Raw genomic sequence first — 25,589 nt, 5'->3', positions numbered from 1 at the left:
ATTTTGCGGTATGAAAAAGCTCATTCTTCTACTCCTGATGGTTTTTAGTGTTTATTCCTGCTATAATCCTGAAAAAAACTGCAAAGATTTCCATACAGGGACCTTCAAATTTGAAACTTATATAAATGGGGAACTGGTAACCTCAACTTTTATTCGGAACGATTCCATTGAAATTGAGGAATTCCAGGGAGAAATTGATACTTCTTCAGTGAGATGGGTGAATGATTGCGAATACATTCTCCGAAATTTAAATCCTGATAATATGGCTGAAGAGAAGGCCATAGAAATGCGAATTCTCACCACGAATAAAAACGGATATACCTTTGAATACGGTGTTGTGGGCGACCCGCAGAAGTCAAGAGGCTCGGTTACCAGAGTAGAAAAAGACTAATTCTGACGTTCTTTCAGGATCTTGTTTTGCTCTTCCATTAAATCTCTTAAATTCGAAAGCAATTCAATGTCTTTTGGAGTAGTTACTTTAACATTCTTCGGATCCTGGGATTTAGCCCTGAACCGGTTCATAAACCTGATAAATAGAAAAAGTACAAATCCAACAATAATAAAATTGATGAGGTTTTGCAATAGAATTCCGTAGCCAACAGCTATTTCCTGAACGTAATTCGCGGCACCTGGATCACCAACGGCTTCTCTTAAAATGATCTTTTTATCGGGAAAATGAATATCACCTGTTAAAAGGCTTAAAGGCGGCATGATCACCTGCTTTACCAGCGCATCTACCACTGAATTGAAGGCGGCACCAACGATGATCCCCACGGCCATATCGACCATATTGCCTTTAACAGCAAATTCTTTAAATTCCTTTAGCAATCCCATTTACTCGTCAAATAAGGAAGGTTGGCCATCTGAAGATGACTTTTTATCTACCTTTTTTATTTCTCCAGATTTGATATCTTCTGCCGTAATGTCTTTCTCTGAATCGGTTTCGTCTTCAGTATCTTCTTCATCCTCGTTTTGTCCTTCATAAGGAATTGGATCCAGAAGATTAATTTGGTTAACTTTTTCAGTAGTTAATTGATTTCCAAGAGCTTTAATCCCTTTCACTGAAATAAATTCTTCAAGGTTAATTTCATCGTTTTCCCGGCGTTCTTTTCCTTTAGGTTTTGTATAAACTACTTCTGCAACAGGATAATAATCGGTAGAAATCACCTCCAAAAATGAATCGGGATGTTCACTGATAAATTTCTCTTCCTTATCTGGATTTTCAATCAGGAAACGCTTTACATAATAACGCTCCTTTTCAGGCTCCCAGTAAATTGCGGAAATAGGTTTGTCTTTTACCCATTTCTCAAGAACTACCATTTCTTCGTCAAATCTGGTGGTTAATTCCGGTTTTATGGTTTTCGCCACTCCATCTTGCGTGATGACCAGCAAACGATCTTCCCCACGGAATTCACCTAAAAGTTCTCCACGTTCATCTACATTGAGTCTTTTCACGGTTTCATCAAACCAGATCCTCCTGGGTTTTAAGGTAGAGACTCCTTCTTCTTTAAGCTCAATTCGTTTTACCGAATATTTTGTAACGATATTTCCTTTTACGTTTCGGCCTTTAATAAGAACTTCAGCAAAATCCAGATCGAATTTTACCTTTCTGATACTTCCAACCTGGCGAAGGAATACAGTGACCACCTCAGCCTCCCCATTTGGATTGGCAGAAAAATAAAGCACTTTCGAATCTTTCTTCCCTTGCGTAAGATCATATTCCCTATCCCTGGTAATCGAGGTCACGGCAAAACGTTTTACATAAACATTTCCGCCTTTACCATCACGGTAGATCATATTGTAGATCGTGCGCTTATCTTTTTTCTTGAAAATAGCAACATGAATAATATCTTTTCCAATAAAAGTCTTGGAATCGACTTTTGTGACCATCATGGTACCATCGGCGGTGAAACAAATCACATCATCGATATCGGAACAATCGGTTACATATTCCTCTTTTTTCAGGGAAGTGCCCACAAAACCTTCTTTGCGGTTCACGTAGAGTTTGGTATTCCTGATGACTACCTTAGTAGCTTCAATATCATCAAAAATCCTCAGTTCTGTTTTTCGCTCCCGATCCTGCCCGTAATCTTTCTTCAGTTTTTTGAAATAATCTACAGCGAAATCTACGATATTGTCAAGATGATGCTTCACCTGGGCGATTTCTCCTTCGAGGGCTTCTATTTTTTGTTGTGCTTTGTCAATATCGAATTTGGAGATCCGTTTGATCCTGATTTCGGTCAGGCGAATGATATCTTCTTCAGTTACCTCGCGTTTTAAATGTTTGGTAAAAGGTTTCAAACCCTCGTCAATAGCGCGAATTACTCCTTCCCAGGTTTCTTCCTCTTCAATCTCACGATAAACGCGATTTTCAATAAAGATCCTCTCAAGGGAAGCGAAATGCCATTGTTCCTCAAGTTCATTCAGTTTGATCTCCAGTTCCCGCTTCAATAATTCCAGCGTGTGATCTGTAGATCTTCGTAAAATTTCAGAAACTCCCAGGAAGATGGGTTTATGATCAATAATCACACATCCCAGCGGAGAAATTGAATTTTCACATTGCGTAAATGCAAAAAGGGCATCGATGGTCTTATCGGGAGAAATGCTTGACGGCAGATGAATAAGAATTTCGACTTCGGCTGCTGTATTGTCTTCGATCTTTTTGATCTTGATCTTTCCTTTGTCGTTTGCCTTCAGAATGGAATCAATGAGGCTCGTAGTGGTTGTCCCGTAAGGAATTTCATTAATTACCAGCGTATTTTTGTCCAACTGACTAATTTTGGCGCGTACTCTGACTTTTCCGCCCCGTAAGCCATCATTGTAATTGGAAATATCGGCAACCCCGCCCGTTGGGAAATCGGGAAATAATTTGAATTTCTTTCCTCTTAAATGCAGGATCGAAGCCTCGATAAGCTCATGAAAATTATGCGGAAGAACGCGGGTGCTCAATCCCACGGCAATCCCTTCAGCTCCCTGAGCCAAAAGCAATGGAAATTTTACCGGAAGGTTTACCGGTTCATTCTTTCGTCCGTCATAGGAAAGCTGCCATTCAGTAAGCTTCGGACTATACAGCACCTCCAGAGCGAATTTTGAAAGTCTCGCTTCAATATAACGAGGCGCGGCAGCACGATCGCCGGTTAGGATATTTCCCCAGTTTCCCTGGGTATCAATGAGCAGGTCTTTTTGACCAATCTGAACCATCGCATCCCCAATACTGGCATCTCCGTGAGGGTGATACTGCATGGTGTGGCCCACAATATTGGCAACTTTATTATAGCGACCGTCATCAAGGTCTTTCATGGAATGCATGATACGGCGCTGAACCGGTTTGAAACCATCTTCGATGGCGGGAACAGCTCTTTCCAGGATCACATATGAGGCATAATCAAGAAACCAGTCTTTGTACATCCCGGTGACCCGGATGAGTTCTTCCTTTTTTTCAAACTGCTCTTCCTGAGCTCCTTCTTGGTGTTCTTCCATTAGGCAGTAACTTTAGGGGTGGTTTCCAGCACTTTATTAAGTGCGTTAACCATACCTTTTTTCTTTTTTCTGGTTAGAAATGTGGTGTTAAAAGTATATTTCCGAAATCCTCTTTTCCTCCTGGACCGAATGTAAATGGTTAATGCTGAATAAATTCCGTAATCTACAAATTTGAATTTCCCCAGTTTACGTTTGGGAAATTCAGCTTTCTTCACCCGGTATTCCATGAATTTGGAAAAGAAAACGCCGTTATTCTTAAAATTTAATGTTTCACCATCGCTGTCGAAATCGAAGGTTTGCCCAATCCGGTGGATATAAAGTGCCAAAACCAGGGTTACGATATTGGGCAGAATATGGCCAAAAGTAAGATGCTGTTCAGAATCTGAAGACAGCGCAACCTCGATATTTACAAAGATATTGGTTATAAAAACGGCAACCAGCACGATATAAATAGAAGGTACAACCTTTATTTCATTCCTGTTTGTAAACCTCATATTCCCAGTTGTTCAACAAGATCAAGTTCAACTTTGAGGTTATCGATGATAAACTCCTGTCGATCGGGCGTGTTTTTTCCCATATAGAATTCCAGCATCTCTTCAATAGATTTTTCCTTATCAAGCATCACCGGATCCAGACGTATATCGTCACCTATAAAATGTTTGAATTCATCAGGAGAAATTTCACCAAGCCCTTTGAAACGTGTAATTTCAACTTTTCCCGAAAGTTTCTCGATCGCCTGCCTTCGCTCCATTTCGCTGTAGCAATAGATCGTTTCTTTTTTATTTCTTACCCTGAAAAGAGGAGTTTGCAGAATGTAAAGGTGATTTTCTTTGATCAATTCTGGAAAGAACTGAAGGAAAAAAGTGATCAGCAATAATCGAATATGCATTCCGTCGACGTCGGCATCAGTAGCGATCACAATATTATTATACCGAAGATCTTCCAGCGATTCTTCAATATTCAAAGCCGCCTGCAAAAGGTTGAATTCCTCGTTTTCGTAAACAATTTTCTTGGTAAGTCCGTAGCAGTTCAATGGTTTTCCTTTTAAACTGAAAACGGCCTGGGTAACAACGTCCCGGCTTTTTGTAATGGAACCACTCGCCGAATCACCCTCGGTGATAAAAAGTGTCGTTTCAAGGGAACGTTCGTGCTTGCTGTCGCCAAGGTGTACCCGGCAATCTCTTAGTTTTTTATTATGCAGACTGGCTTTTTTAGCCCTTTCACGAGCTAATTTCCGAATACCTGAAAGATCCTTACGTTCCCTTTCAGCCTGTAAAATTTTTCTTTGAATCTTTTCGGCAACATTCGGATTTTTATGAAGATAATTATCCAGTTGCGTTTTTACAAAATCGTTGATGTAAGTCCTTACCGTTGGAAGATCACCTCCCATATCGGTAGATCCAAGTTTGGTCTTCGTTTGACTTTCGAAAACCGGCTCCATCACTTTTATGCTAATCGCGGCAACCACCGACTTACGAATGTCGCTCGCGTCGTAATTTTTATTGAAATGTTCCCGTATCGTTTTTACCAGTGCCTCGCGGAAGGCTAAAAGATGGGTTCCTCCCTGGGAGGTATTTTGGCCGTTTACAAACGAATGATATTCTTCACTGTATTGAGATTTACTGTGGGTGATAGCCACCTCGATATCATTCCCCCTCATGTGAATAATGGGATACAGCATATCTTCCTCACTAATGCTATCCTGAAGAAGGTCTTTTAAACCGTTTTCGGAATAGAACTTTTCCCCATTAAAAACTATGGTCAGCCCGGGATTGAGATAAACATAGTTCTTGAGCATTTTTTCTATGTACTCATTCCTGAACTTATAGTTTTTGAAAATAGCCTCGTCAGGAACAAAAGTGATCTTGGTTCCCCTCCTTCGGGAAGTTTCTTCAAGATGCTCCTCATCGGTAAGATTTCCTGTTTCAAATTCGGCGGCATGGCTTTTACCGTCACGGCTGGATTCCACACGAAAATAAGAAGAAAGAGCGTTCACCGCTTTGGTACCAACACCGTTTAGACCTACCGATTTTTTGAAGGCGCGGGTATCGTATTTCCCGCCGGTATTCATTTTAGAGACAACATCCACAACCTTTCCCAGAGGGATCCCCCGGCCAAAGTCTCTTACGATCACTCTGTTATTCTGTACCGAGATCTCAATAGTCTTCCCGGCACCCATAACAAATTCGTCAATACTGTTATCGATAACCTCTTTTAGCAGAAGATAAATTCCGTCATCCTGGCTGGAACCGTCGCCAAGTTTCCCGATATACATCCCGGGACGCATGCGTATATGTTCCTTCCAGTCCAGTGACCGAATATTCTCTTCGGTATATTTAGTATTCTCGCTCATAAGTAGTCTTGGAGTTGTAGCCCTAAATATAGCATTTAAGCCAAGAAGCCGAAACAGAATCGCCTGAAAGTAATTAACAAAGATTTAGGATGAAATGTTAATTGCGCAATGAGAATTACGAAAATTCTACTTCGTTTCTCTGAATTCCAAATTCCTAAACATTAAAGCGGAAGTGCATGATATCACCATCTTTAACAATATACTCCTTGCCTTCAACCCTCATTTTTCCCGCTTCTTTCACTTTTGCCTCACTGCCGTAGTTCACATAATCTTCGTAACTAATCACTTCAGCACGAATAAAACCTTTTTCGAAATCGGTATGGATCACTCCTGCTGCCTGCGGAGCACTGGATCCCACTTTTATGGTCCACGCACGCACTTCCTTTTCGCCCGCGGTAAAATAGGTTTGAAGGTTTAGAAGATTATAAGCACCTCTGATCAATTTTGCTGAACCTGCTTCATCAAGGCCAATATCCTGAAGAAACATCTGTCTTTCTTCATAATCTTCAAGTTCTGCGATATCAGCTTCTGTAGCTACGGCGAGCACTAAAACTTCAGCATTTTCGTCTTTTACCGCCTCTTTTACTCTTTCAACATGGGCATTTCCCGCAACTGCTGACGATTCTTCCACATTACACACATACATCACCGGTTTATCGGTAATAAACTGAAGCGGTTTTATGAATTCTTTCCTTTCATCTTCGGTTAGGTCTATCGCACGAACCGATTTTCCTTCTTCCAGCCCCTGTTTCACTTTTAACAGAGCAGTCTCTTCTTTCTGAGCCTCCTTATTTCCGGTCTTTGCCGCACGTTTTACCTTTTCCAGCTTCTTATCAACCGTTTCCAGATCTTTAAGCTGCAATTCCATATCGATCGTTTCCTTATCCCTAATAGGATTGATAGAACCATCAACATGAACAATATTGTCATTCTCAAAACACCTTAGCACATGCAGGATCGCATCGGTCTCACGGATATTTCCTAAAAACTGGTTTCCAAGACCTTCACCCTTACTGGCTCCCTTTACAAGGCCCGCGATATCAACAATTTCTACTGTCGCGGGAACGATTCTTTCAGGATTAACGAGCTCACCCAATTTGGTCAACCTCTGGTCGGGAACATTCACAACTCCAATATTTGGCTCAATGGTGCAAAAAGGGAAATTTGCACTTTGGGCTTTGGCGTTGCTTAGACAGTTAAAAAGGGTTGATTTCCCAACGTTTGGAAGTCCTACGATTCCTGCTTTCATAAAATTATTTTATTAGGTGCTTTTTTGCGGCTGCAAAGATACGTAATTGTATTTAATATCATTCTGTGCCTTTTAATTGAAAAACGGCGGTATTCGCGTATGGTTTAGTATTTTTTTAACTGATCACAGTTTCAGATTTTATAATTTAGGAAGATAGCTTCAATTGAAAACACTGAAATAAAATTTTATGACAATTTCTCCTAATCCCGATGACCAGCTCTGGTATAAAGACGCCATTATTTATGAACTTCATATAAAAGCTTTTTTCGACAGCAATGGCGATGGGATTGGTGATTTTGAAGGCCTGTTAAAAAAGCTTGATTATCTCGAAGATCTTGGGGTCACAGCTATCTGGCTGCTTCCTTTTTATCCTTCACCCCTGCGCGATGACGGGTATGATATCGCTGATTATTATTCAATAAATTCCTCTTACGGCGATTTAAAAGATTTCCAGCATTTAGTTAAGGAAGCACATAACCGCGGACTTAAAGTTATTACCGAGCTGGTAATTAACCACACCTCAGACCAGCATCCATGGTTTCAGAGGGCGCGAAAAGCTCCACCGGGATCGGATGAAAGGGATTATTACGTTTGGAGCGAAGATCCGCATAAATATAAAGATGCGAGGATCATTTTTACCGATACCGAACCTTCCAACTGGAGCTGGGATTCTGAAGCTCAGGCATATTACTGGCACAGGTTCTTTTCCCATCAGCCGGACCTGAACTTTGATAATCCTAAAGTTCAGCAGGAAGTGTTCAATATCCTTGATTTCTGGATGAAAATGGGTGTTGATGGTTTCCGCCTCGATGCTGTGCCTTACCTTTTTGAAAGAGAGGATACCAACTGTGAAAATCTTCCGCAAACACATGAATTTCTTAAAAAACTTCGCGCTCACGTAGATAAGAAATATGATAATAAATTGCTGTTAGCCGAAGCAAATATGTGGCCAGAAGATTCGGCTGCGTATTTCGGGGATGGTGACGAATGCCATATGAATTATCATTTTCCCATCATGCCCAGGATGTTCATGGCTCTTAAAATGGAGGACCGCTACCCTATTATTGATATTATCGATCAGACGCCGGAAATTCCTGAAAACTGCCAGTGGGGAATTTTTCTAAGGAATCATGATGAACTTACCCTCGAGATGGTGACCGATGAGGAAAGGGATTATATGTATAAGGTATACACCAAAGATCCGCAGGCAAAGATCAATGTAGGAATTCGGCATCGTCTGGCACCACTTCTCGAAAACAACCGGAGCAAGATAGAACTGATGAATGTGCTTTTATTCTCCCTGCCCGGTACTCCCATAGTATATTATGGTGATGAAATAGGAATGGGTGATAACTTTTATCTTGGTGACCGGGATGGTGTGAGAACACCCATGCAATGGACTGCCGACAGGAATGCCGGATTTTCACTCGCCAATCCGCAGAAACTTTATTTACCTCTGATCATCGATCCCGAATATAAATACGAATCGATTAACGTGGAAACTCAGCAAATGATCTCTTCTTCCCTGCTTTGGTGGATGAAAAGGATCATTGGAATGAGGAAAAAATACAAGGCATTCGGCCGTGGCGATATTAAATTCCTTACCCCTGGAAATTCAAAGATCATCGCTTATACAAGATGTTATGAAGACGAACAAATTCTCGTTCTGGCAAACCTTTCAAGGTTTTCCCAACCTGCCGAAATAGATCTCGAAGAATATAAAGGCTACACTCCCGTGGAGGTTTTTAGTCACAATAAGTTTCCGAAGATCACCGAAAAACCTTATTTATTTACCATGTCTCCTTATGGTTATTACTGGTTTATCCTGGAAAAAGAAAGGGAACGTGTAAAAGGAGAAACAAAAATCCCCGTACTGAAAATTGACAGCTGGAGCAGTCTGCTAAAAAACAGAAATGTTCAGAAGCTATCGGCAAAAATTCTTCCACCCTATCTTCATAATCGGCGGTGGTTTGAAAGTTATGGTCGTACCCTTCAGGAAATTATCGTGAAAGACAGCATAGATCTGAAAATAAAAGATCTGCCGTCGCAGATCCTAATTCTCGAGGTAACATACAATGAAGGACTGCCTGAACTTTACCAGCTTCCCATAGCTTTTGCTGATTGTGAAGATGAAAGGCTGGTTAACAAAATTCCAAAAAAAGGAATTATTGCTGAACTTCAAACAGGTAAGAAGAAAGGCCTCCTCTTTGATGCGATTTACGCCCCGGCATTCAGGGATTTTATACTGGATAATTTCAGAAATCCTTCAAAAACGAAATCCCGTCTTGAGTTCGACCTCAGGAAAAACAGCCTCGAAGAACTTGAGGAAGATGTGAAATCTGATTTACTGGACACCGAAAACCGTCGTACTATTTTCAGGTATGCCAATAAATATGATTTCAAACTCTATAGAAAGCTCGATCAAACCTTTAATCCCGATGTGGAAACCATAAAATTCCTTTCCACAGAAACAAATTTTGACAATATTCCCAAATTCTGCGGATTGATGCAATTCACCCAAAGAGGAATAAAACCCTATTCCATGGGAATGCTTCAGCAGGTAACTGAAAACCAGGGCGAGGCATGGATACATATAAAAGATGCGGCAGACCGGTATTTTGAAAATGTCCTTACCAGGTCTAAGAATATCGAACGTTCTGAAGATGATATTCAGCTTACCCAGCCCCTGGGATTTGAGGAATTTCCAGAATATATGCAGGAATTAATGGGTATTATCCTTCCGGAACGGGTTTATGAGCTGGGAGAATTTACTGCACGGCTGCACAATGCGCTTTCCAAAGACCATTCTGTTCCTGATTTCAGCAAAGAAGAGTTTTCACTGCATTACCAGCGCTCCCTCTACTCCGGGCTGCAAACGCTCACCCGTACAACTTTGCAACATCTAAAAAGCAATATTAAGCATCTACCCGAAGAGTTCCAGGAGGAGGCCAAAGAGGTGGTGGGAATGCGAAGTAGTATCTTAAAATGTTTTAAACGCATTTATGATCACAAGATCCCGGTGATGAAAATTAGAACTCATGGAGATTATCATCTAAAGCAGGTGCTTTGGACAGGGCGGGAATTTATCGTAAATAGTTTTGAAGGCGACGCTTCAAAATCGTTTAGTGAAAGAAGGATAAGAAGATCGGCAATGCGCGATCTTGCGGCCATGATACGCTCCATTCATTATGCAGCGTACAGCAGCATTCTCTCCCCGGAATTCGATCAGCAGCGTAAGGAAGGGAAACTGGAAGAATGGGCTGAAACCTGGCATTATTATGCAAGCAGGCTCTTTATAAAAGGTTACCTCGAAAAAGCCGGAAAAAGCGATTTTATTCCTGATGATCCGGAAGATTTCAGAATTCTGATGCACACTTTTCTACTCGAAAAAGCACTTTTTGAATTGAGCTATGAGATCAATAACCGGCCGGAATGGGTGATCATTCCACTTAGGGGAATAAAGGCAATTATTAACTACAATAATAAATTTCTTTAGGCTGAAAGCCCTACTCCAGCATAAATCTTATTCCTGAAGACAATACCTGCATGACTGCAAATGCGGGTATTTTTGTTTAAGGGTTTGAAAAGCCACTAGCTGATTCGGAAATAAACCGGCGTATTTCCGGGTTAAGGGATTGAGAATATAATGACAGTTCTCCCGGTGTAAGATCACTCCACTTGCAGAAGATACATTACTCAGATAAAAATAGATAATTTCGGTTGGATCGGTTTTCATACTTCTATTTTCAACAGGTAAATCAAATAATCCACCAATTAGTTTAAAACCTTGTTGATCCCTTTGCTGATATAAGAAACGGCCGGAAATGAGTAAAAATAAACTTCAGAAAAATTGGCATAATTTTCCCCATTTTGAGGGAATTATCCCCAAAACTTATTCTTTTTTGCCACGGCGATTAAAATCTTAATACGCTAATAAATTTTTGTTAAAAACTTCTCTTAAAAGGTACTACTCGACTGCATTCCTTAAATTAAATAGGAAGATTAAAAATTGAAAAAGATGGATACGAATGAAGATGTTTTTGGATCTCTGGCGAAAGCTGGAGGTGCCATTGGAAAAGGTTTGATTGCCGGTTTTGCAGGAACAGTGGCTATTACTATTTCACAAATGATCGAAATGAAGATTACCGGCAGGCAAATGAGTGATGCTCCGGTAAAGGTAGGGGGAAAAGTACTTGGCGTAGAGCCTAAAGGCAAAGCAAAAGTGGAACAAGAAAAAGAATTCACCCAGGACAGAAAACCTACTCCCAATACCAGGCAGGATATGGAAGAAAATAAAGAAAGATTCTCTCAGTTTATGCATTTTGGATATGGAACTGGCTGGGGAGTTTTTCGAGGAGCCATGGATCTTGCCGGTGTTCACGGAGCCGCTGCCGACCTGGCATTATTTGGCGGAATTTGGGGAACAGCCCAAATCATGCTTCCCGCGGCAACCGAAAGTAAGCCTATTACCAAATGGAGCGCTAAACAGATAGCTATTGATGTTTTTCATCATGCTGTTTATGCCGCTGCTGCCGGTTTGGTCTATGAATGCATGCGAAAAGCTGAAAATAAAAGCTAATTTCTTTAAATTCGGGATAATCACGCGAGATGTGACAGGAGAAAAGAACCGAGAAATCCGAGCACGGTTACAATTCCTATAAGATTATGTCCTTTATCAAAAGCTTCAGGGATCATTGTAGCCGAAACCATATTTAGAATTGCTCCCGCGGCTACCGCTAAAGTTGTTCCGGTGATGGTAGCGGAAAGCTGCCCAAATACGGTATAACCCAAAATAGCCGCTATTCCTGAAATAATAGCGATGCCACCCCAGATCCCAAAAATGAATTTTTTTGATCTTCCCGCATTTTTCATTCCTGAAGAACTTGAAAGCCCTTCGGGTAAATTGGAAATGAAAATAGCGATTACGGTTGCGAGGCTTATTGTGCCGCCACCAAGCATGCTTATCCCAATGGCCATAGATTCGGGAATGCCATCCAGCAAAGCTCCCATGGCTATAGCAAGGCCGCTTCCCTCATTTTCTTCTTCTGAAGGTTGTTGACGGGATCTTTTACGGTGTTTTGCACCTAATTTTTCCAGAATGAAATTAGCAACAAAATAAATCAGGGCACCACTGATGAATCCGAAGGAGGAAGCCCAAAGGCCGCTTTGTTTAAAGGCTTCTTCCATCAATTCAAAAGAAAGTGCCGAAATGAGAACTCCGGCCCCAAAACCCATTATAATGGCAATTTTGCGTGGCGAAAGTTTGATGTAATATCCAATTAATGAACCTACTACGAGAGAACTCCCTGAAAATAATCCCCATAAACCGGCTATTATCCAATGCGACATTTTAAAGAACTTAGTGGTTGGAATTTCTTTTTAATTAATCAACATGCAGAATTTTACTTTTTTCAGAAATCCCGTTTTCATTGAAAGCCTCAACCTGGAAGTAATAATCCTGATCGGTATTTAGCGCCCTTATTTCATAATCTGAGTCATTATACATTAACACCGAGAGATTTAGTTTATTTTTTTCAATGCCCCAGTAGAGAACATAACCGGTTGCTCCCTTTACCTTTTCCCAGCTAAGATCGGCGTTTCTTCGATCTTCCTGTCTTTCTACTTTAAAGTGTTTAGGAGTTTTGGGTTTAGGACCCTGTCCTTTTCCGAAGATTCGAAATTCTGAAATAGAAAGAAAATTATTAGTCACATATTTATGGTCATATCTTATATACCTTGCCTCTACCGGTTCCTGCAATTCGATATACGCGTGAGGCATATCTTTTTTATTTTCAGAATAATCAGCAATGGTTTTCCATGATTTGCCATCCAGGGAAGCTTTTATTTTGAACTGTTGCCTTAAGGTGTCAGGCCTTCCAAAAATATGGCTGTTGAAATCCTGAAAATTAATCTGAAGTGCCCTTACCCGCATTGGTTTCTGAAGGTCTACCTGCACATAAATTGAGTCGTTATTAGCTTCCGAAACCCAGTAAGAACGAATATTCTCATCATTGATACTTTGGATGGAAAAATCTTTTATCTGCTCCTGCATATAACCTTCCCCGCTCTCATCAACGACGTTTATATCTTTTTTTACCACAGGAGAATTGGTAGAAACGGGTTTTTTATACGAAAGGAGCATCCAGCCGGTAAATCGGTGTTTGTGATCTTTTGCTTCAGAAAGGTCAAGGTAATGCGGATAATCGCCGTAGGCCGTGTTCACATACATCTGGCCATCGTCTTCAAATCCGGCGGGATACATCCCGATTCTTCTTTCAAATTTGTAATTAACAGAAATCGCCATCGTGGCGAAATGCCAGTAATTACCGTTTTTATCCTTAATGGTACTTCCATGACCAGAGCCGGTGAGAAAACCTCCCGGTTTATAGGAAACAGGATTGTAAGGTGCATATTTAAAAGGCCCCATAGGACTGTCACTGGTATAAACCCCGTCGGCATAAACATTCCACTGGGTTCCCGGAGCACCAAATTCGAGGTAATAAGTGCCGTTGTGTTTCACCATCCATGGGCCTTCGATATAAGGATCGATATCTGAAGTATGGTTTTGCCCGAAACGCTCCCAGCCATGTTTTTCCGGATGAAGTTTAAAAAGGTCTTTTTCTTCTCCTTTCGGAATAAAATAATTAGCCGTGTCCAACTCCACTACCCGAATTGGCCATTTATTTGAAGATTCCTCATAAAGATAAACCCTTCCGTCATCGTCAACAAATAGATCAGGATCCTGAATTCCGTTTGAAAGGTTGATAACGGCAAAATTTGTTTTCCAGTCCCCAAGCTCCGGATTATCGGTCTCGATGATCGGTCCCCTACCCGAAGGATCCCCATAAGCGATAATTTTATCTTTATAAACGGCAGCGGCGGGAGCGTTGGAACCTTTGAAATACCAGCTTTGCGGACGAATGAACTTCCAGTTGCTCAAATCATCTGAAACCCAGTAACCATGAGACCTGGTCACAAACAAATAGTATTTCCCCTTATACCTTACTACCGCAGGATCAGCTCCTGAACGATAAGAAACATCATAGCTCGCCCTGTAATGCGACATATAGGAATAATCAATATCCAGCGGATTGCAATAGGTCTTAAAATTCTCTTTTGATTTTACCGTCTGCGCGAAAGAAGAGGTAACAACAAAAAGGCCGGTCAAAAAAGTGAAAATTAAAGATTTCATCAGAAATAATTTAGTCTTATTCAAAGTTCGGATTTTTTAAAAAGAGATTTCAGGATGCGTGTACTAAGCTTCAGTTAAAATGTTAAGTGTAGAAAAAAGGTAAATCAACTTTTATTTACTTTTTGTAAAATAAACTTTACTTTTTAATTTATTTATCTATATTTGTGTCAAATAAACTTTACATATGAATACAAATAAATACACTTTAAAACTGGCTTTCTGGACCTTAGGATGGGTCTTAAGTCTGGCGCTGGTGACATTTGGAGCGAAATTCATCTGGAATTTCAATGTTACTATTTCGGTGATAATGATCCTGGCAAACCTGCTGATAGGAGTTGGTATGATCCTCGCAAATATCCGGCTGCTTCAGCAAATAGATGAGCTACAGCGCAAAATTCAACTGGATGCAATGGGCATCACCCTTGGAGTGGCATTGGTTGCCGGCATAGGTTATTCTGCTTTGGATATTACCAATGTGATTGGATTTGACGCCGAGATCTCCCATCTGGTCTTTCTGCTTGGAATAACCTATATCGCCGCCATTTTAATCGGAAATGCCCGCTACAAATGAAAAACCGACTCAAAGTACTGAGGGCAGAAAATGATATGACCCAGGCCCAGCTTGCAGAGGAAACCGGAGTTTCACGCCAGACCATAAACGCTATTGAAAAAGGCAAATTTGATCCCAGTTTACCTTTAGCTTTCAAATTTGCAAGGCTTTTCAAGCTACAAATTGAAGATATTTTTGAAGATGAAAAGAATTGAAATAACTCTTTACCTCAAGATTATTTTCTTTGTCCTTGCTTTCTTCTTCAACACTTTAGTAATTTTTAAAAAATGATCTCCTTAATACTTTATCTTCTCAGCTTCCTTATCACTTTCCTATTTCTCTGGCTTTCGGTAAAGTGATCGGTCATTAATCAAAAATGAGGTTTCAGGACTAAATTATTCCGCTGTGATCAATGGAAATGCACCTTTTACCAGCAGCTGGTCTCCATTTTTAAAATCGGCTGCATTTTTTATGAGAGTATAACCTTTATAGCTATCTCCCGTTAATACTTCTCTTCGATCGAGGTAATAAATATTTTTTTCTTTCGAGTTAAGAACAAGAACATAATTCTTGTCGTCAAGCGAAACCACGCTTTCTGAAGGAATCGCCATAGCTTTTTGCGATCCGATCACGATCTGGGCATCCACAAACATCCCCGCTGCGAAATTATTATTTTCTTCATCTTTAAAATGACCGTGAACGCGCACGGTTCGTTTATCTTCATCTATAGATTTGCCAATAAGGTGAATTTCGGCTGCAAGAGTGTCTTCTGTAGCCTCAGGAATATTAACAAGAATGTCCTGCCCCGCTTTAAGTTTCATAACATCTTTTTCAAAAACGTTCAATTCCAGGTGGAGGTGATTGATATCAGTAATTTGCATAAGCTTATCAGCAGCCGAAACGTGCATTCCTTTACTAATCATCATTTCTGTTATGCTCCCTGAAATTGGAGCGTAAAGATTTACTGTTGAAGTTATATTTCCTTTTTCCACATTGGAAGGATCGATATTGAGCATCTGCAGCTTTTTCTTCAATGCATTATACCTGGAAAGGTTTCTTTTATAATCGCTTTCGGCTTTGAGAAAATTCTTTTGGGAAGTGATTTTTTCTTCGGCCAGAGTTTTTTGTCGCTCGTATTCCGACTTTAAAAACTGAAGCTGCTCCAGTGCATCCAAATAATCCTGCTGTAATTGTACATAATCAGGGTTTTCCAGGCTCACCAAAAATTGTCCGCGCTCCACCTTATCGCCAATTAAAAGCGGGGTATCTTTCACATAACCTTCCATATACGGACTTATTATTGCCTTATTTTCCGGCGGAACATCAATAATTCCCGTAGATTCCACCATCTGTGGAAAATCCTTTTCCTGGATCTGGCCCAGCCGCATATCATTGCCTTTGAACTGATTCTCTGTTACCTGAATATCGGATTTGACCTCGACTTCTGAAACAATTTTCTTTTCAGAATTTGCACAGGAAGCGAGCATTAGACCCAAAATTGATAAAATTAACCGATGTATTATTGTTGTTTTCATCACCAGATTATAGTGTTAAATAATTTATTTGAATTACAGTTTGATTGTATTTGTTAAGATCATCCAGGTAAGCCAGCCTGATCTGAAATGCATTTTCCAGACTTTGTATGTATTCAAAAAAGTCTATTTCACCATTTTTATAGCTTACCACGGCTGTTTTTTCTATTTCTCCCGCAAGGGCGTTCCCTTCTTCTTCGTAATAGGAAAGCGATTGCTGATATTTCTGCAGGTCATTCAGCAACATCTCGTATCTTGATTGCAGCTGCACCCTGTAATTTGTAAGTGTATTTTCAGCGATTTTTTCTGAAATTTTGGCGGCTTTGATCCGGGAGGAATTTGCATTAAAAAAAAGAGGAATTTTTAGTCCCACCTGATATCCAATCAGATTATCTGAAATAGCCGAATTATCGGCTTCAAAATAATTAAGAGTGATATCGGGAAGCAAATGCTGCTTTTCCAGCCCTGCCTGAGATTTTCTCACTTCCATCTGATTCTGATAGAAATCAAGACCCGGGTGGTTTTCAAGGCTTATATTCCTCAATTCCAACTTGTCCAGGGGTACTCCGGGCAGATAAAAATCCTTTTCGGTTTGAACAAGAGATTTGATTTCATCAAATGTTGACCTGATGTCTTTTTCGCTTTGCTGAAAAGCTGTCTCCAGTTGTTTTTGCCTGGCCCGTGCCGTGATCTTCTCGAGGTAATTAGATTCTCCCAGCTCAAATTTTCGTTCGGCAGCATGGGCGAAATTCTTATAAAGACTATCAATTTTCTCATATACCCTGCTTTTTGCTTTTTCATACTGAAATCTGTAATAAGCGGCGGCTAAAGCCTGTTCAAGCTGAAGAGAATTGAGATCAAAAGCACTGCTTTGGGTTTTTGTGATTTTCTTCTGAAGTTTATTTCGGGCAAAATAGACTGTGGGAAAAAGAAAATCCTGTTGTACCCCGAAAGTTTTCAGCGGTACGTTACCGGAAAGGTTACTTTCGTCATATTGATAATAAACTGCTGTTTTACCAAAGTCGAATGCAGTTCCTTCGAGTGCCCGGGCTTCATCAACTCCAAGCGACGAGGCTTTAAGGGCATTATTGTTTTTAAAGGCCAGTTCCCGAAGTTCTTCAAAACTGTTTACAGGCCTGTTTTGGGAAAAACCAGGGATACTTAGAAGCAATAGAATTGTAGCTAACGCCTTAATGCGGTGATTTTTATTGTTATTCAGACGTTTTATCTTTTTAGGTTCTTCATCTTTATGGAACATAGAGTAAACCACCGGTAGTACAACAAGTGTAAGTAAAGTGGAAGTTATGAGCCCTCCAATCACCACCGTTGCCAAAGGTCGTTGAACCTCAGCGCCTGCGCTGTTAGAAATGGCCATAGGCAGGAATCCGAGTGCTGCAGCCGATGCGGTAAGCAAAACAGCCCGCAGACGATCCTTCGCTCCGTTAACAATGAGTTCATCGCTGTGCGGCATTCCTTCTTCCCGTAATTCTTTGAAATGTTCGATCAAAACAATACCATTCAGCACGGCGATACCAAAGAGCGCGATAAAACCAACACCCGCCGAGATACTGAAAGGCATATCCCGCAACCATAAAAGAAGAACTCCGCCCACGGCCGCAAGAGGGATTGCAGAAAAGATCATTAAAGCCTGCCTCATGGAATCAAATGCGAAATAAAGCAAGAGGAAAATCAGAAATAAAGCGATAGGCACAGCTAATTTCAAACGTTTTGTAGCGCTCTGCAGATTCTCAAATTGTCCGCCATAAGTGATGCTATATCCTGGAGGCAGGCTAATATCTTCATCAACTATCTTTTGAATATCTTTTACTACCGATTCCAGATCCCGATTACGAACATTTACACCCACCACAATTCGGCGTTTGGTATTATCCCTGGAAATTTTCGCAGCGCTCTTTTGATAAGTAATATCGGCTACTTCACTAAGTGGAATCTTTCCACCGGCCGGAATATCTATATAGAGATTTTTTAAATTTGAAATATCCTGGCGCTTTTCTTTTGCCAGCCTGAGCACAAGATCGAATCGTTTTTCCCCTTCAAAAACGCTACCCATAGATTTTCCTGAAAAGCCCATGGTTACAATTTCATTAAGGTCATGGATATTCAGCCCGTAGCGGGCAATTTTGTCCCGGTCGTATTTCACATTCATTTGCGGAAGGCCCACTATCTTTTCCACGCTGATATCAGAAGCGCCATCAACGCCTTTGATCTTTTCTTTGATCTGGTTGGCCTTGGTATTTAATATATCCAGATCTTCACCGAATACTTTAATGGCAATATCGGCCCTAACCCCAGTGATCAGTTCGTTGAACCTCATTTCAATTGGTTGTGTGAATTCAATTTCCATATTTGGAAAAACGGAAAGCGCCTTTTTAATTTTTTCAGCTAATTCATCTTTAGATTCGGCAGAAACCCATTCGCTTTTTGGTTTCAAAGTAACAATGACATCGGTTTCTTCCATAGACATGGGATCGGTAGGTACTTCGGCGGCGCCAATACGGCTTACCACCTGTTCTACTTCCGGAAAACTATCACGAAGTATATTTTCGATTTTCGTGGTGGTTTCTATGGTCTTGCTCAATGAAGTACCGGTTTTCAATACCGGCTGGATCACGAAATCTCCTTCATCTAACTGCGGAATAAATTCCCCGCCCATCGTTGTGAAAACATACACTGAAAGAGCGAGCAATCCTGCTGCTACGCCAATGACAAACTTTTTCCTTTTCAGCGCCCAGTAAATGGTTCTTTCATAGCGCCTGTTCAAAAATGAAATGATCCGCACAGAAATATTCTTAGGGGAAGGCTGTTTTGCCTTCAGAAAAACTGAAGACATTACCGGAACGTAGGTCAGGCAGAAAAGCATAGCGCCTATCAATGCGAAACTGAAAGTGAGTGCCATAGGACGGAACATTTTACCTTCCACGCCGCTCAGGGATAGAATTGGAATAAAAACAATGAGGATGATCAATTGCCCGAAAATTGCCGAACTCATCATTTTTGAAGCGCTTGAATAGGTGGCCCTGTCTTTCAGGTTTTTGGTCTCCCTTCCTGAAAGTTCTCCATATTCCTTCTGTTTTCGGGTGATCTGGTAAGCGGTGTATTCCACAATGATCACCGCCCCGTCTATGATGATCCCAAAATCTATGGCACCAAGGCTCATAAGATTGGCATCAATTCCGAAAATATACATCAGGGAGAGAGCAAATAACAAACAAAGGGGAATAACTGAAGCTACAACAAGTCCGGACCTAAAATTTCCCAGAAGCAAAACCACTACAAAAATTACGATCAAACAACCCAGGATCAGGTTTTCGGCAATGGTATTGGTGGTTTTGGCGATAAGGCTACTTCGGTCTAAAAAAGGTCTTATCATTACTCCTTCTGGAAGGTTTTTAGACACTTCTTTCACCCTTTCTTTTACGGCATTGATGACTTTATTTGAATTTGCTCCTTTCAGCATCATCACCTGCCCCAGTACTTTCTCGCCCTCACCATTTCCAGTAATGGCTCCGTATCTCGGCGCGTGGCCGAAACCTACTTCTGCTACATCTTTAATATAAACAGGCGTTCCATTGTCATTTTTTACCACAATATTGCGGATGTCATCCAGCGAATTTACCCTTCCCTGGCCGCGAATGAAATAGGCCTGCCCTGATCTTTCAATATAACCGCCACCTGCCACGCTGTTATTCTTTTCCAGCGCATCGAAAATAGTGGTAACCGGAATGTTCATCGCGTTCAGCTTTTTCGTATTGATGGCGACCTCATATTCCTTAAGATATCCACCCCAGGCATTGATCTCGACCACACCGGGAATTCCCGATAACTGCCTTTTTACGATCCAGTCCTGAATGGTTCGCAATTCACGGGCAGAGTATTTATTTTCATAACCGGGTTTGGTGTCTAAAATATATTGATAGATCTCTCCGAGGCCAGTCGTAATCGGGCCCATTGTAGGTGTGCCAAAGCCTTCGGGAATTTTTTCGGAAGCAGATTTTATTTTTTCGGCGATAAGCTGACGCGGAAGATAGGTTCCAAGGTTTTCTTCAAAGACAATAGTAACCACTGAAAGACCGAACTTGGAAACCGATCGGATCTCCTTCACCCCTGGCAAATTCGCCATTTCAAGCTCTACTGGATAGGTTATGAACTGCTCCATATCCTGCGTGGAAAGATTTTGTGAAGTAGTGATCACCTGAACCTGGTTATTGGTCACATCGGGTACCGCGCCTATGGAAATATTGGTAAGTGAGTAAATACCAAATCCAACGATTACTGCAGTGAAAACGAAAATGATCAGCTTATGGGTAAGACTGAATTTTATAATTTTTGATAACATGAACCGGATTTCTTATTTTTTTCAAATCTATTACCGGTCCCTTAGCTCTTTCTGAGGGTTATCTTAAGATTCGCTTAAAAATATACGCTGAAAATACTTCCGTTATTGAGTTCGCTTTCAACCTCAACTTTGGCATTAATAGCATCTGCTGATTTTTTAACAATTGATAAACCAAGTCCGTTTCCGGGAATATCTTTATGATTTAGCGCGTCTGAGCGGAAGAAATTATTGAAGAGTTTTTCCTGATCTTCCTTCCTGATGCCTATTCCGTGATCTTTAACCATACATACCAAATGGCCATCGATTTCTTTAAGTACAATTTTTATAGAAGCATCCCTTCCGGAATATTTTATGGCGTTATTGATGATATTATCCATTATAAGGTTGGAATAATATTCAGGTACCTGAGTGTCGATTTCAGGCTGAAATTGAAGATCTATTTTAAGATTTTTCTTTTTAATTTCAGCTGTATATCTTTCTAAAATCTGATCGAGAAGTTCGGGAAGCAGGATCTTTTTTTGCTTATTTAAATCGGATGCTGAATCCATGCGAGCCAGCGTCAGCAGCTGTTGAATGATATTGCTCATCATATCAATTACAGATAAGCTGTATTGGATCTTTTCTTCATACTCCTCCCTGCTCCTTTCTTTTCTAACGAGCACTTCCAGCGTCCCTCTTAAGGAGGAAAGCGGAGTTCGCAGTTCATGAGAAGCATCTGAGGTAAACTCACGTTCGCGCTCAATGGTCTTTTCAATACGGCTGAGCAGTTCATTGATCGCTGCAGAAAGTTCGTAAAGTTCATCTTTTTGTGCCGGTAACTCTACCCGTTCACTTAGATTTTCCTGAGTTATCCTGTTGGTGGTGGTAATAATGGAACGTATTGGTTTAATACTTCGATGCGCCAGGTAACTCGAAATAAAGAAAAGTCCGAAAAGGATAATCGGAAATAATATTAACAGCGTATTTTTCAGTTTATCAAGAAGAATGAGTGACGCGTCCAGGGACATTCCGGCAATCACATAACCTTTGATCACCCCGTTTCTTTTAACCGGTAGTTGCACCTGTCGAATCAATTTATCTGAAAATCGGGAGTTAAAATGACTTCCGTCAGGCTGGAGTGAAGATATTTTAAGCTCCTCATCTTTTAAATTCGGAGATTTGTCAAAAATGGTACCGGTGGTATCTATTAATTGTATAAAAACAGGGTTTACCTGCACTTCCTGATGCTCCCGTTCTTCCAGTTCTTTTTTATTATAGAAATAGATACTGTCATTTCGCACAACAATTTCTTCACTATGTTTATTTATCTCGAAATTGAGATCATGATCAAGATTGGCATATACCGTTTCTTTTACAATCAGGAAAATAGTAACAAAAACCACGGCTATAACAATCGCTGTGGCCACGATATAATGTAATGCTATTCGGTTTCTGAAGTGGAGTTTCATATTTCTTTGGCAATGTAACCTACACCACGCACGGTTTGAATATAATTATCATTTGGGCCTAATTTCAATTTTTTTCTTAGTGAATTGATGAAAACATCAATAACGCCCGTGTTGTATTCAAAATGTATATCCCAAACTTTTTCTATTATTTGGGTACGCCGGCATACCCTCCCCTTATTGCGCATCAGGTATTCAAGCAGCGCAAATTCTTTCTGAGTAAGTAAAATTTCCTCAGAATTTCGAAATACCTGGTGAGTGGCAGTATCGAGTCCAATATCTCCAAGAGTGAACTTTAAATGATTTTCGGAAGTAACCGGCCTAAGCTGAACTCTTATACGTTCCAGTAATTCGGCAAAATGAAAAGGTTTTTTCAGGTAGTCATTCGCCCCTGACTGAAGACCGAAAATGGTTTCATCAACAGTATCTTTCGCGGTTAGAAAAATAACCGGTGTTTTGGGAAAATTCTCTCTGAACCTGCGGCAGATTTCGATACCGCTGTAGCCGGGAACCATCCAGTCAAGAAGTAATAGATCATATACGCCGCTTAAGGCAAGTTCAAGGCCTTTCTTCCCGTCTTCGGCCACATCAACAGCAAAAGATTCTTCTTCCAGGCCCTGTTTGACGAAATTGGCAATTCCAGGTTCGTCTTCAACGATTAAAATTCTCATGCTACAAAACTTATTCAATAAATTTAAACCATTCTTATCGCTCTCTTAAGATTTGCTTAAAATTCCTGATCATTCAACCTTTAGAATAAACCCCCTTTTATGTACATTTTCGATGCTGAGGTGAGGATCTTTTTGAAGGTATTTTCGAAGGTGAGAAATAAAAACATTCAGGCTCTTACGATTGAAATAATCGTCTTTCCCCCATATTTTGGTAAGCAGTTCTTTATGTGAAGACAACTGATTTTTATGAATAATCAGGAATTCCAGGATCTCACTCTCCCTGCCGGTTAGAGAAATGCTTTCTTTTTCATGTTTAAGTTCCTGATTCTGACTATCGAATGTATATTCCCCAATTTTATAGGTTTCTTTTGGCTGATTTTCTGTGCCCTGATCGGTCCCCATTCGTGAAAGAATGGCTTCGATGCGTGCTACCAGTTCTTCTTCATCTATGGGTTTTTTAAGATAATCAACTGCTCCCAGGGAAAAGCCTTTGAGAACATCAATTTTAAGGGAACGCGCCGTAAGAAACAGAAACGGAAGATTAGGGAAATCTTTTTGAAGTCTTCCCGCGAGATCGAACCCATCAATGTCCGGAAGCATCACATCAAGAATAGCCAGGTTAAAATCCTGGTTTTTTCTCAGAATTTCCAAAGCAGATTTCCCATTTTTCGCCCATTCTACAGAGAAATTTTTGATCTTCAGATACTCTGATAATAAATATCCAAGCGCATCGTCATCTTCTACAAGTAATATTTTTTTTGTTTCAGGCTGCATTTCTTAGTGGTAAAATGATGAAAACGGTGGTACCTTTACCCGTTTCGCTTTCAATTTTAATTTTTCCTTTATGTCTTTTAATAATTTCCTTTACATAGCTGAGTCCAAGGCCATAACCTTTTACTTTATGGACATCGCCATTTGAAATTCGATAATATTTTTTAAAGATATGCTGCTTTTCTTTTTTATCGATTCCAATCCCGTTATCGGCGACACTAATAATAAGATTTTTGCCTTCTTTCACAGCTTTTAGTTTTATTTCCGGCACATCTGAATATTTCCTCGCGTTATCGATCAAATTGGCAATGGCATTTTCGAGATGGTTCGCGGCAGCCATGACCATAAAATCGCGTTCTTCTATTTCACACTGAAAACTGGTCTTTTCCACTTCAGAAATTTCCCTGTAGTAATCACACCATTCTTTCAATAGAGGCCGAAGGTTGATTTCTTTTAATTCAAAAAGCTTTTTTCGGGATTCAAGATTCCCGAGTTCAAGCACCTGGTCTATGTGCCTTTTTAGTTTTTCCACCTGTTGACGGATCATTGCAACTATAGGTTTTTGTTTTTCCTGGACACTTTCCTCGAGGATCTTAGTGGCCAGGCCTACTGAAAAAACCGGTGTTTTAAGCTCGTGGGTAAGATTATTAATAAATTCATTGGTAGTGGTAATCACATTACTTTGCCAGTAAAATGAACGAAGAATCCAGACTACCACGAGAATGATCGCTAAAATAAAAAGTAAACTCGGGACGGTTAAACCGTTCAACTGTGAAATGAAATAAGAGTTTAAATCATTGAACTGTAATTCCAGGATGAGAGGTTTTTCAATGACTGTAGGAAGGTAACCTTCCAGTGAGAAGGGGTAATTAATTAAGGAGGAATCTTCATCAAAGGGATGCGGAGATTGAAGATAATCCAAAGTATCGCGGGTATAAAGGCGATAACTGAAATCGGTATTTATTCCATTTTCTGAAAGCTGCTGCCTGATAAAATCGTTTAAAAAATATCGGGAAGCATCCTGAACACTGTCTTTGCTTAATTTGAAGTAATTGTCTTTGGTAATTGCCTGAGCTACCAGGAAAGATAATTGATTTTCGGTAGCGAGTTCCTCTTTAATCCCCACTCCGGCAGAAGCGATCTTTTTATCGAATTGTACCCTCGCCAGGTTCAATCCAATGCGAAGATACTGGTACTGAACCACGAAAAGTCCCAATACTGAGATGATAAAAATGGCTATGTAAATATTTCGGCGCTTCACAACTATGCAACTATATTACTAAAAATTACGCTTTCTTAGAGCTGGTTAGTTTTTTATTAGTCTTATTAACCTTTCATTAATCTTTCTTGACCTATTGTTATTCCTGCGGATCCTTCTTCTGCCTTAAATTAGCGGTATTGAACACAAACAACAATAGATAAGATTTAGTTTTAGGGAATAATTTAATTTAAGCTCACAACACACAAAAGATCTTTAAAACTGAACAATAAAAGAAAGCCTGGTAAAAATTGCCGGGCTTTCTTTTATTTTTAACCCAAATTAGAAATGCATGGATAAGTTTCTGAAAGCAGCCATTGAGCAGGCTCAAAAAGGCAGAAAAGAAGGAGGAATTCCTATTGGAAGTGTTCTGGTCCACCAGGGAAACATCCTTGGTAAAGGCCATAATCGCCGGGTACAAAATAACAGTGTTATTTTACATGCCGAAATGGATGCCCTTGAAAATGCCGGCAGACTGCCTGCAAAGGTTTATCGCGAAAGTGTTCTCTACACCACTCTTTCTCCATGCCCAATGTGTACCGGAGCGATTCTTTTATACAAAATTCCGAAGATTATCATTGGGGAAAATACCAGTTTTATGGGTGCAGAAAACCTTCTAAAAGATCACGGTGTGGAAGTGATAGTTCTAAATGATGAAGAATGCATCCAAATGATGAACGATTTTATCAAAGAAAATCCCGGTCTCTGGAATGAAGATATCGGGGAATAAA

General features: G+C 40.3%; 20 protein-coding genes. 6 read left to right on the top strand and 14 right to left on the bottom strand.

Annotation, left to right across the window (positions count from 1 at the left end; all coding sequences use genetic code 11):
• Positions 1-10: 10 nt before the first annotated feature.
• Positions 11-391, top strand: coding sequence for a DNA topoisomerase IV (locus C7S20_RS13915; protein ID WP_107013043.1), 381 nt, complete (start codon positions 11-13; stop codon positions 389-391).
• Here the strand turns inward: C7S20_RS13915 and mscL are convergent.
• The 5 genes from mscL to ychF all read right to left on the bottom strand — a co-directional run bounded on the left by mscL (position 388) and on the right by ychF (position 7,082).
• Positions 388-834, bottom strand: coding sequence for a large-conductance mechanosensitive channel protein MscL (mscL, locus tag C7S20_RS13910; protein WP_107013042.1), 447 nt, complete (start codon positions 832-834; stop codon positions 388-390). The two genes, C7S20_RS13915 and mscL, sit on opposite strands and share 4 nt — an antisense overlap.
• Positions 835-3,480, bottom strand: a complete 2,646-nt coding sequence (locus tag C7S20_RS13905; RefSeq protein ID WP_107013041.1) for a DNA gyrase/topoisomerase IV subunit A — start codon at positions 3,478-3,480, stop codon at positions 835-837.
• The gene (locus C7S20_RS13900; protein WP_107013040.1) at positions 3,480-3,974 is read right to left on the bottom strand and encodes a hypothetical protein; all 495 of its coding nucleotides are present in this window, start codon (positions 3,972-3,974) and stop codon (positions 3,480-3,482) included. Before C7S20_RS13900 ends, C7S20_RS13905 begins: the two co-directional genes overlap by 1 nt.
• Complete coding sequence (locus C7S20_RS13895) at positions 3,971-5,833, bottom strand: DNA topoisomerase IV subunit B (protein WP_107013039.1); 1,863 nt, start codon at positions 5,831-5,833, stop codon at positions 3,971-3,973. The genes C7S20_RS13900 and C7S20_RS13895 overlap by 4 nt, the downstream gene beginning before the upstream one ends.
• 154 nt (positions 5,834-5,987) lie before the next feature.
• Entirely contained in the window at positions 5,988-7,082 is a 1,095-nt protein-coding gene (ychF, locus tag C7S20_RS13890; protein WP_107013038.1) for a redox-regulated ATPase YchF, read from the bottom strand.
• A 187-nt stretch (positions 7,083-7,269) separates the two neighbouring features.
• Between ychF and treS the strand changes: the two genes are divergently transcribed.
• On the top strand, positions 7,270-10,578 hold the full coding sequence (gene treS / locus C7S20_RS13885) for a maltose alpha-D-glucosyltransferase (RefSeq protein WP_107013037.1): 3,309 nt from the start codon (positions 7,270-7,272) through the stop codon (positions 10,576-10,578).
• 27 nt (positions 10,579-10,605) lie between these two features.
• Here treS and C7S20_RS13880 read toward each other — a convergent pair whose 3' ends face one another.
• Positions 10,606-10,818, bottom strand: a complete 213-nt coding sequence (locus C7S20_RS13880; protein ID WP_107013036.1) for a hypothetical protein — start codon at positions 10,816-10,818, stop codon at positions 10,606-10,608.
• A gap of 282 nt (positions 10,819-11,100) precedes the next feature.
• Between C7S20_RS13880 and C7S20_RS13875 the strand changes: the two genes are divergently transcribed.
• On the top strand, positions 11,101-11,661 hold the full coding sequence (locus C7S20_RS13875; protein ID WP_107013035.1) for a hypothetical protein: 561 nt from the start codon (positions 11,101-11,103) through the stop codon (positions 11,659-11,661).
• A gap of 20 nt (positions 11,662-11,681) precedes the next feature.
• Here the strand turns inward: C7S20_RS13875 and C7S20_RS13870 are convergent, their stop codons facing one another.
• On the bottom strand, positions 11,682-12,431 hold the full coding sequence (locus C7S20_RS13870) for a ZIP family metal transporter (RefSeq protein WP_107013034.1): 750 nt from the start codon (positions 12,429-12,431) through the stop codon (positions 11,682-11,684).
• 34 nt (positions 12,432-12,465) lie between these two features.
• Entirely contained in the window at positions 12,466-14,274 is a 1,809-nt protein-coding gene (locus C7S20_RS13865; protein ID WP_193510769.1) for a family 43 glycosylhydrolase, read from the bottom strand.
• Positions 14,275-14,458: 184 nt separating this feature from the next.
• Between C7S20_RS13865 and C7S20_RS13860 the strand changes: the two genes are divergently transcribed.
• Positions 14,459-14,845 carry a hypothetical protein gene (locus C7S20_RS13860; RefSeq protein WP_107013033.1) on the top strand — a complete coding sequence of 129 codons (387 nt, stop codon included), beginning with the start codon at positions 14,459-14,461 and terminating at the stop codon, positions 14,843-14,845.
• Positions 14,842-15,039: a helix-turn-helix transcriptional regulator gene (locus C7S20_RS13855; protein ID WP_107013032.1), complete on the top strand. Its 198-nt coding sequence runs from the start codon at positions 14,842-14,844 to the stop codon at positions 15,037-15,039. Before C7S20_RS13860 ends, C7S20_RS13855 begins: the two co-directional genes overlap by 4 nt.
• 180 nt (positions 15,040-15,219) lie before the next feature.
• Here the strand turns inward: C7S20_RS13855 and C7S20_RS13850 are convergent, their stop codons facing one another.
• From C7S20_RS13850 to C7S20_RS13825, 6 genes are all read right to left on the bottom strand, one after another.
• The gene (locus C7S20_RS13850; protein WP_107013031.1) at positions 15,220-16,359 is read right to left on the bottom strand and encodes an efflux RND transporter periplasmic adaptor subunit; all 1,140 of its coding nucleotides are present in this window, start codon (positions 16,357-16,359) and stop codon (positions 15,220-15,222) included.
• Positions 16,360-16,366: 7 nt separating this feature from the next.
• Positions 16,367-20,713: a CusA/CzcA family heavy metal efflux RND transporter gene (locus C7S20_RS13845; RefSeq protein ID WP_107013030.1), complete on the bottom strand. Its 4,347-nt coding sequence runs from the start codon at positions 20,711-20,713 to the stop codon at positions 16,367-16,369.
• Between the two features lie 74 nt (positions 20,714-20,787).
• Complete coding sequence (locus C7S20_RS13840; RefSeq protein ID WP_107013029.1) at positions 20,788-22,161, bottom strand: HAMP domain-containing sensor histidine kinase; 1,374 nt, start codon at positions 22,159-22,161, stop codon at positions 20,788-20,790.
• Positions 22,158-22,829 carry a response regulator transcription factor gene (locus C7S20_RS13835; RefSeq protein ID WP_107013028.1) on the bottom strand — a complete coding sequence of 224 codons (672 nt, stop codon included), beginning with the start codon at positions 22,827-22,829 and terminating at the stop codon, positions 22,158-22,160. The genes C7S20_RS13840 and C7S20_RS13835 overlap by 4 nt, the downstream gene beginning before the upstream one ends.
• 69 nt (positions 22,830-22,898) lie before the next feature.
• Entirely contained in the window at positions 22,899-23,603 is a 705-nt protein-coding gene (locus tag C7S20_RS13830) for a response regulator transcription factor (protein WP_107013027.1), read from the bottom strand.
• The gene (locus tag C7S20_RS13825) at positions 23,593-24,861 is read right to left on the bottom strand and encodes a sensor histidine kinase (RefSeq protein ID WP_107013026.1); all 1,269 of its coding nucleotides are present in this window, start codon (positions 24,859-24,861) and stop codon (positions 23,593-23,595) included. Before C7S20_RS13825 ends, C7S20_RS13830 begins: the two co-directional genes overlap by 11 nt.
• 289 nt (positions 24,862-25,150) lie before the next feature.
• On the opposite strand from C7S20_RS13825, the gene C7S20_RS13820 reads away from it, so the two are divergent.
• Complete coding sequence (locus tag C7S20_RS13820) at positions 25,151-25,588, top strand: nucleoside deaminase (protein ID WP_107013025.1); 438 nt, start codon at positions 25,151-25,153, stop codon at positions 25,586-25,588.
• Position 25,589 lies beyond the last annotated feature (1 nt).

The organism is Christiangramia fulva (assembly GCF_003024155.1).
In the GTDB taxonomy this organism is placed as follows: Bacteria; Bacteroidota; Bacteroidia; order Flavobacteriales; family Flavobacteriaceae; genus Christiangramia; species Christiangramia fulva.
Note: the sequence above shows the minus strand (reverse complement) of the source record. Positions and strands in the feature narration are given on the sequence as shown.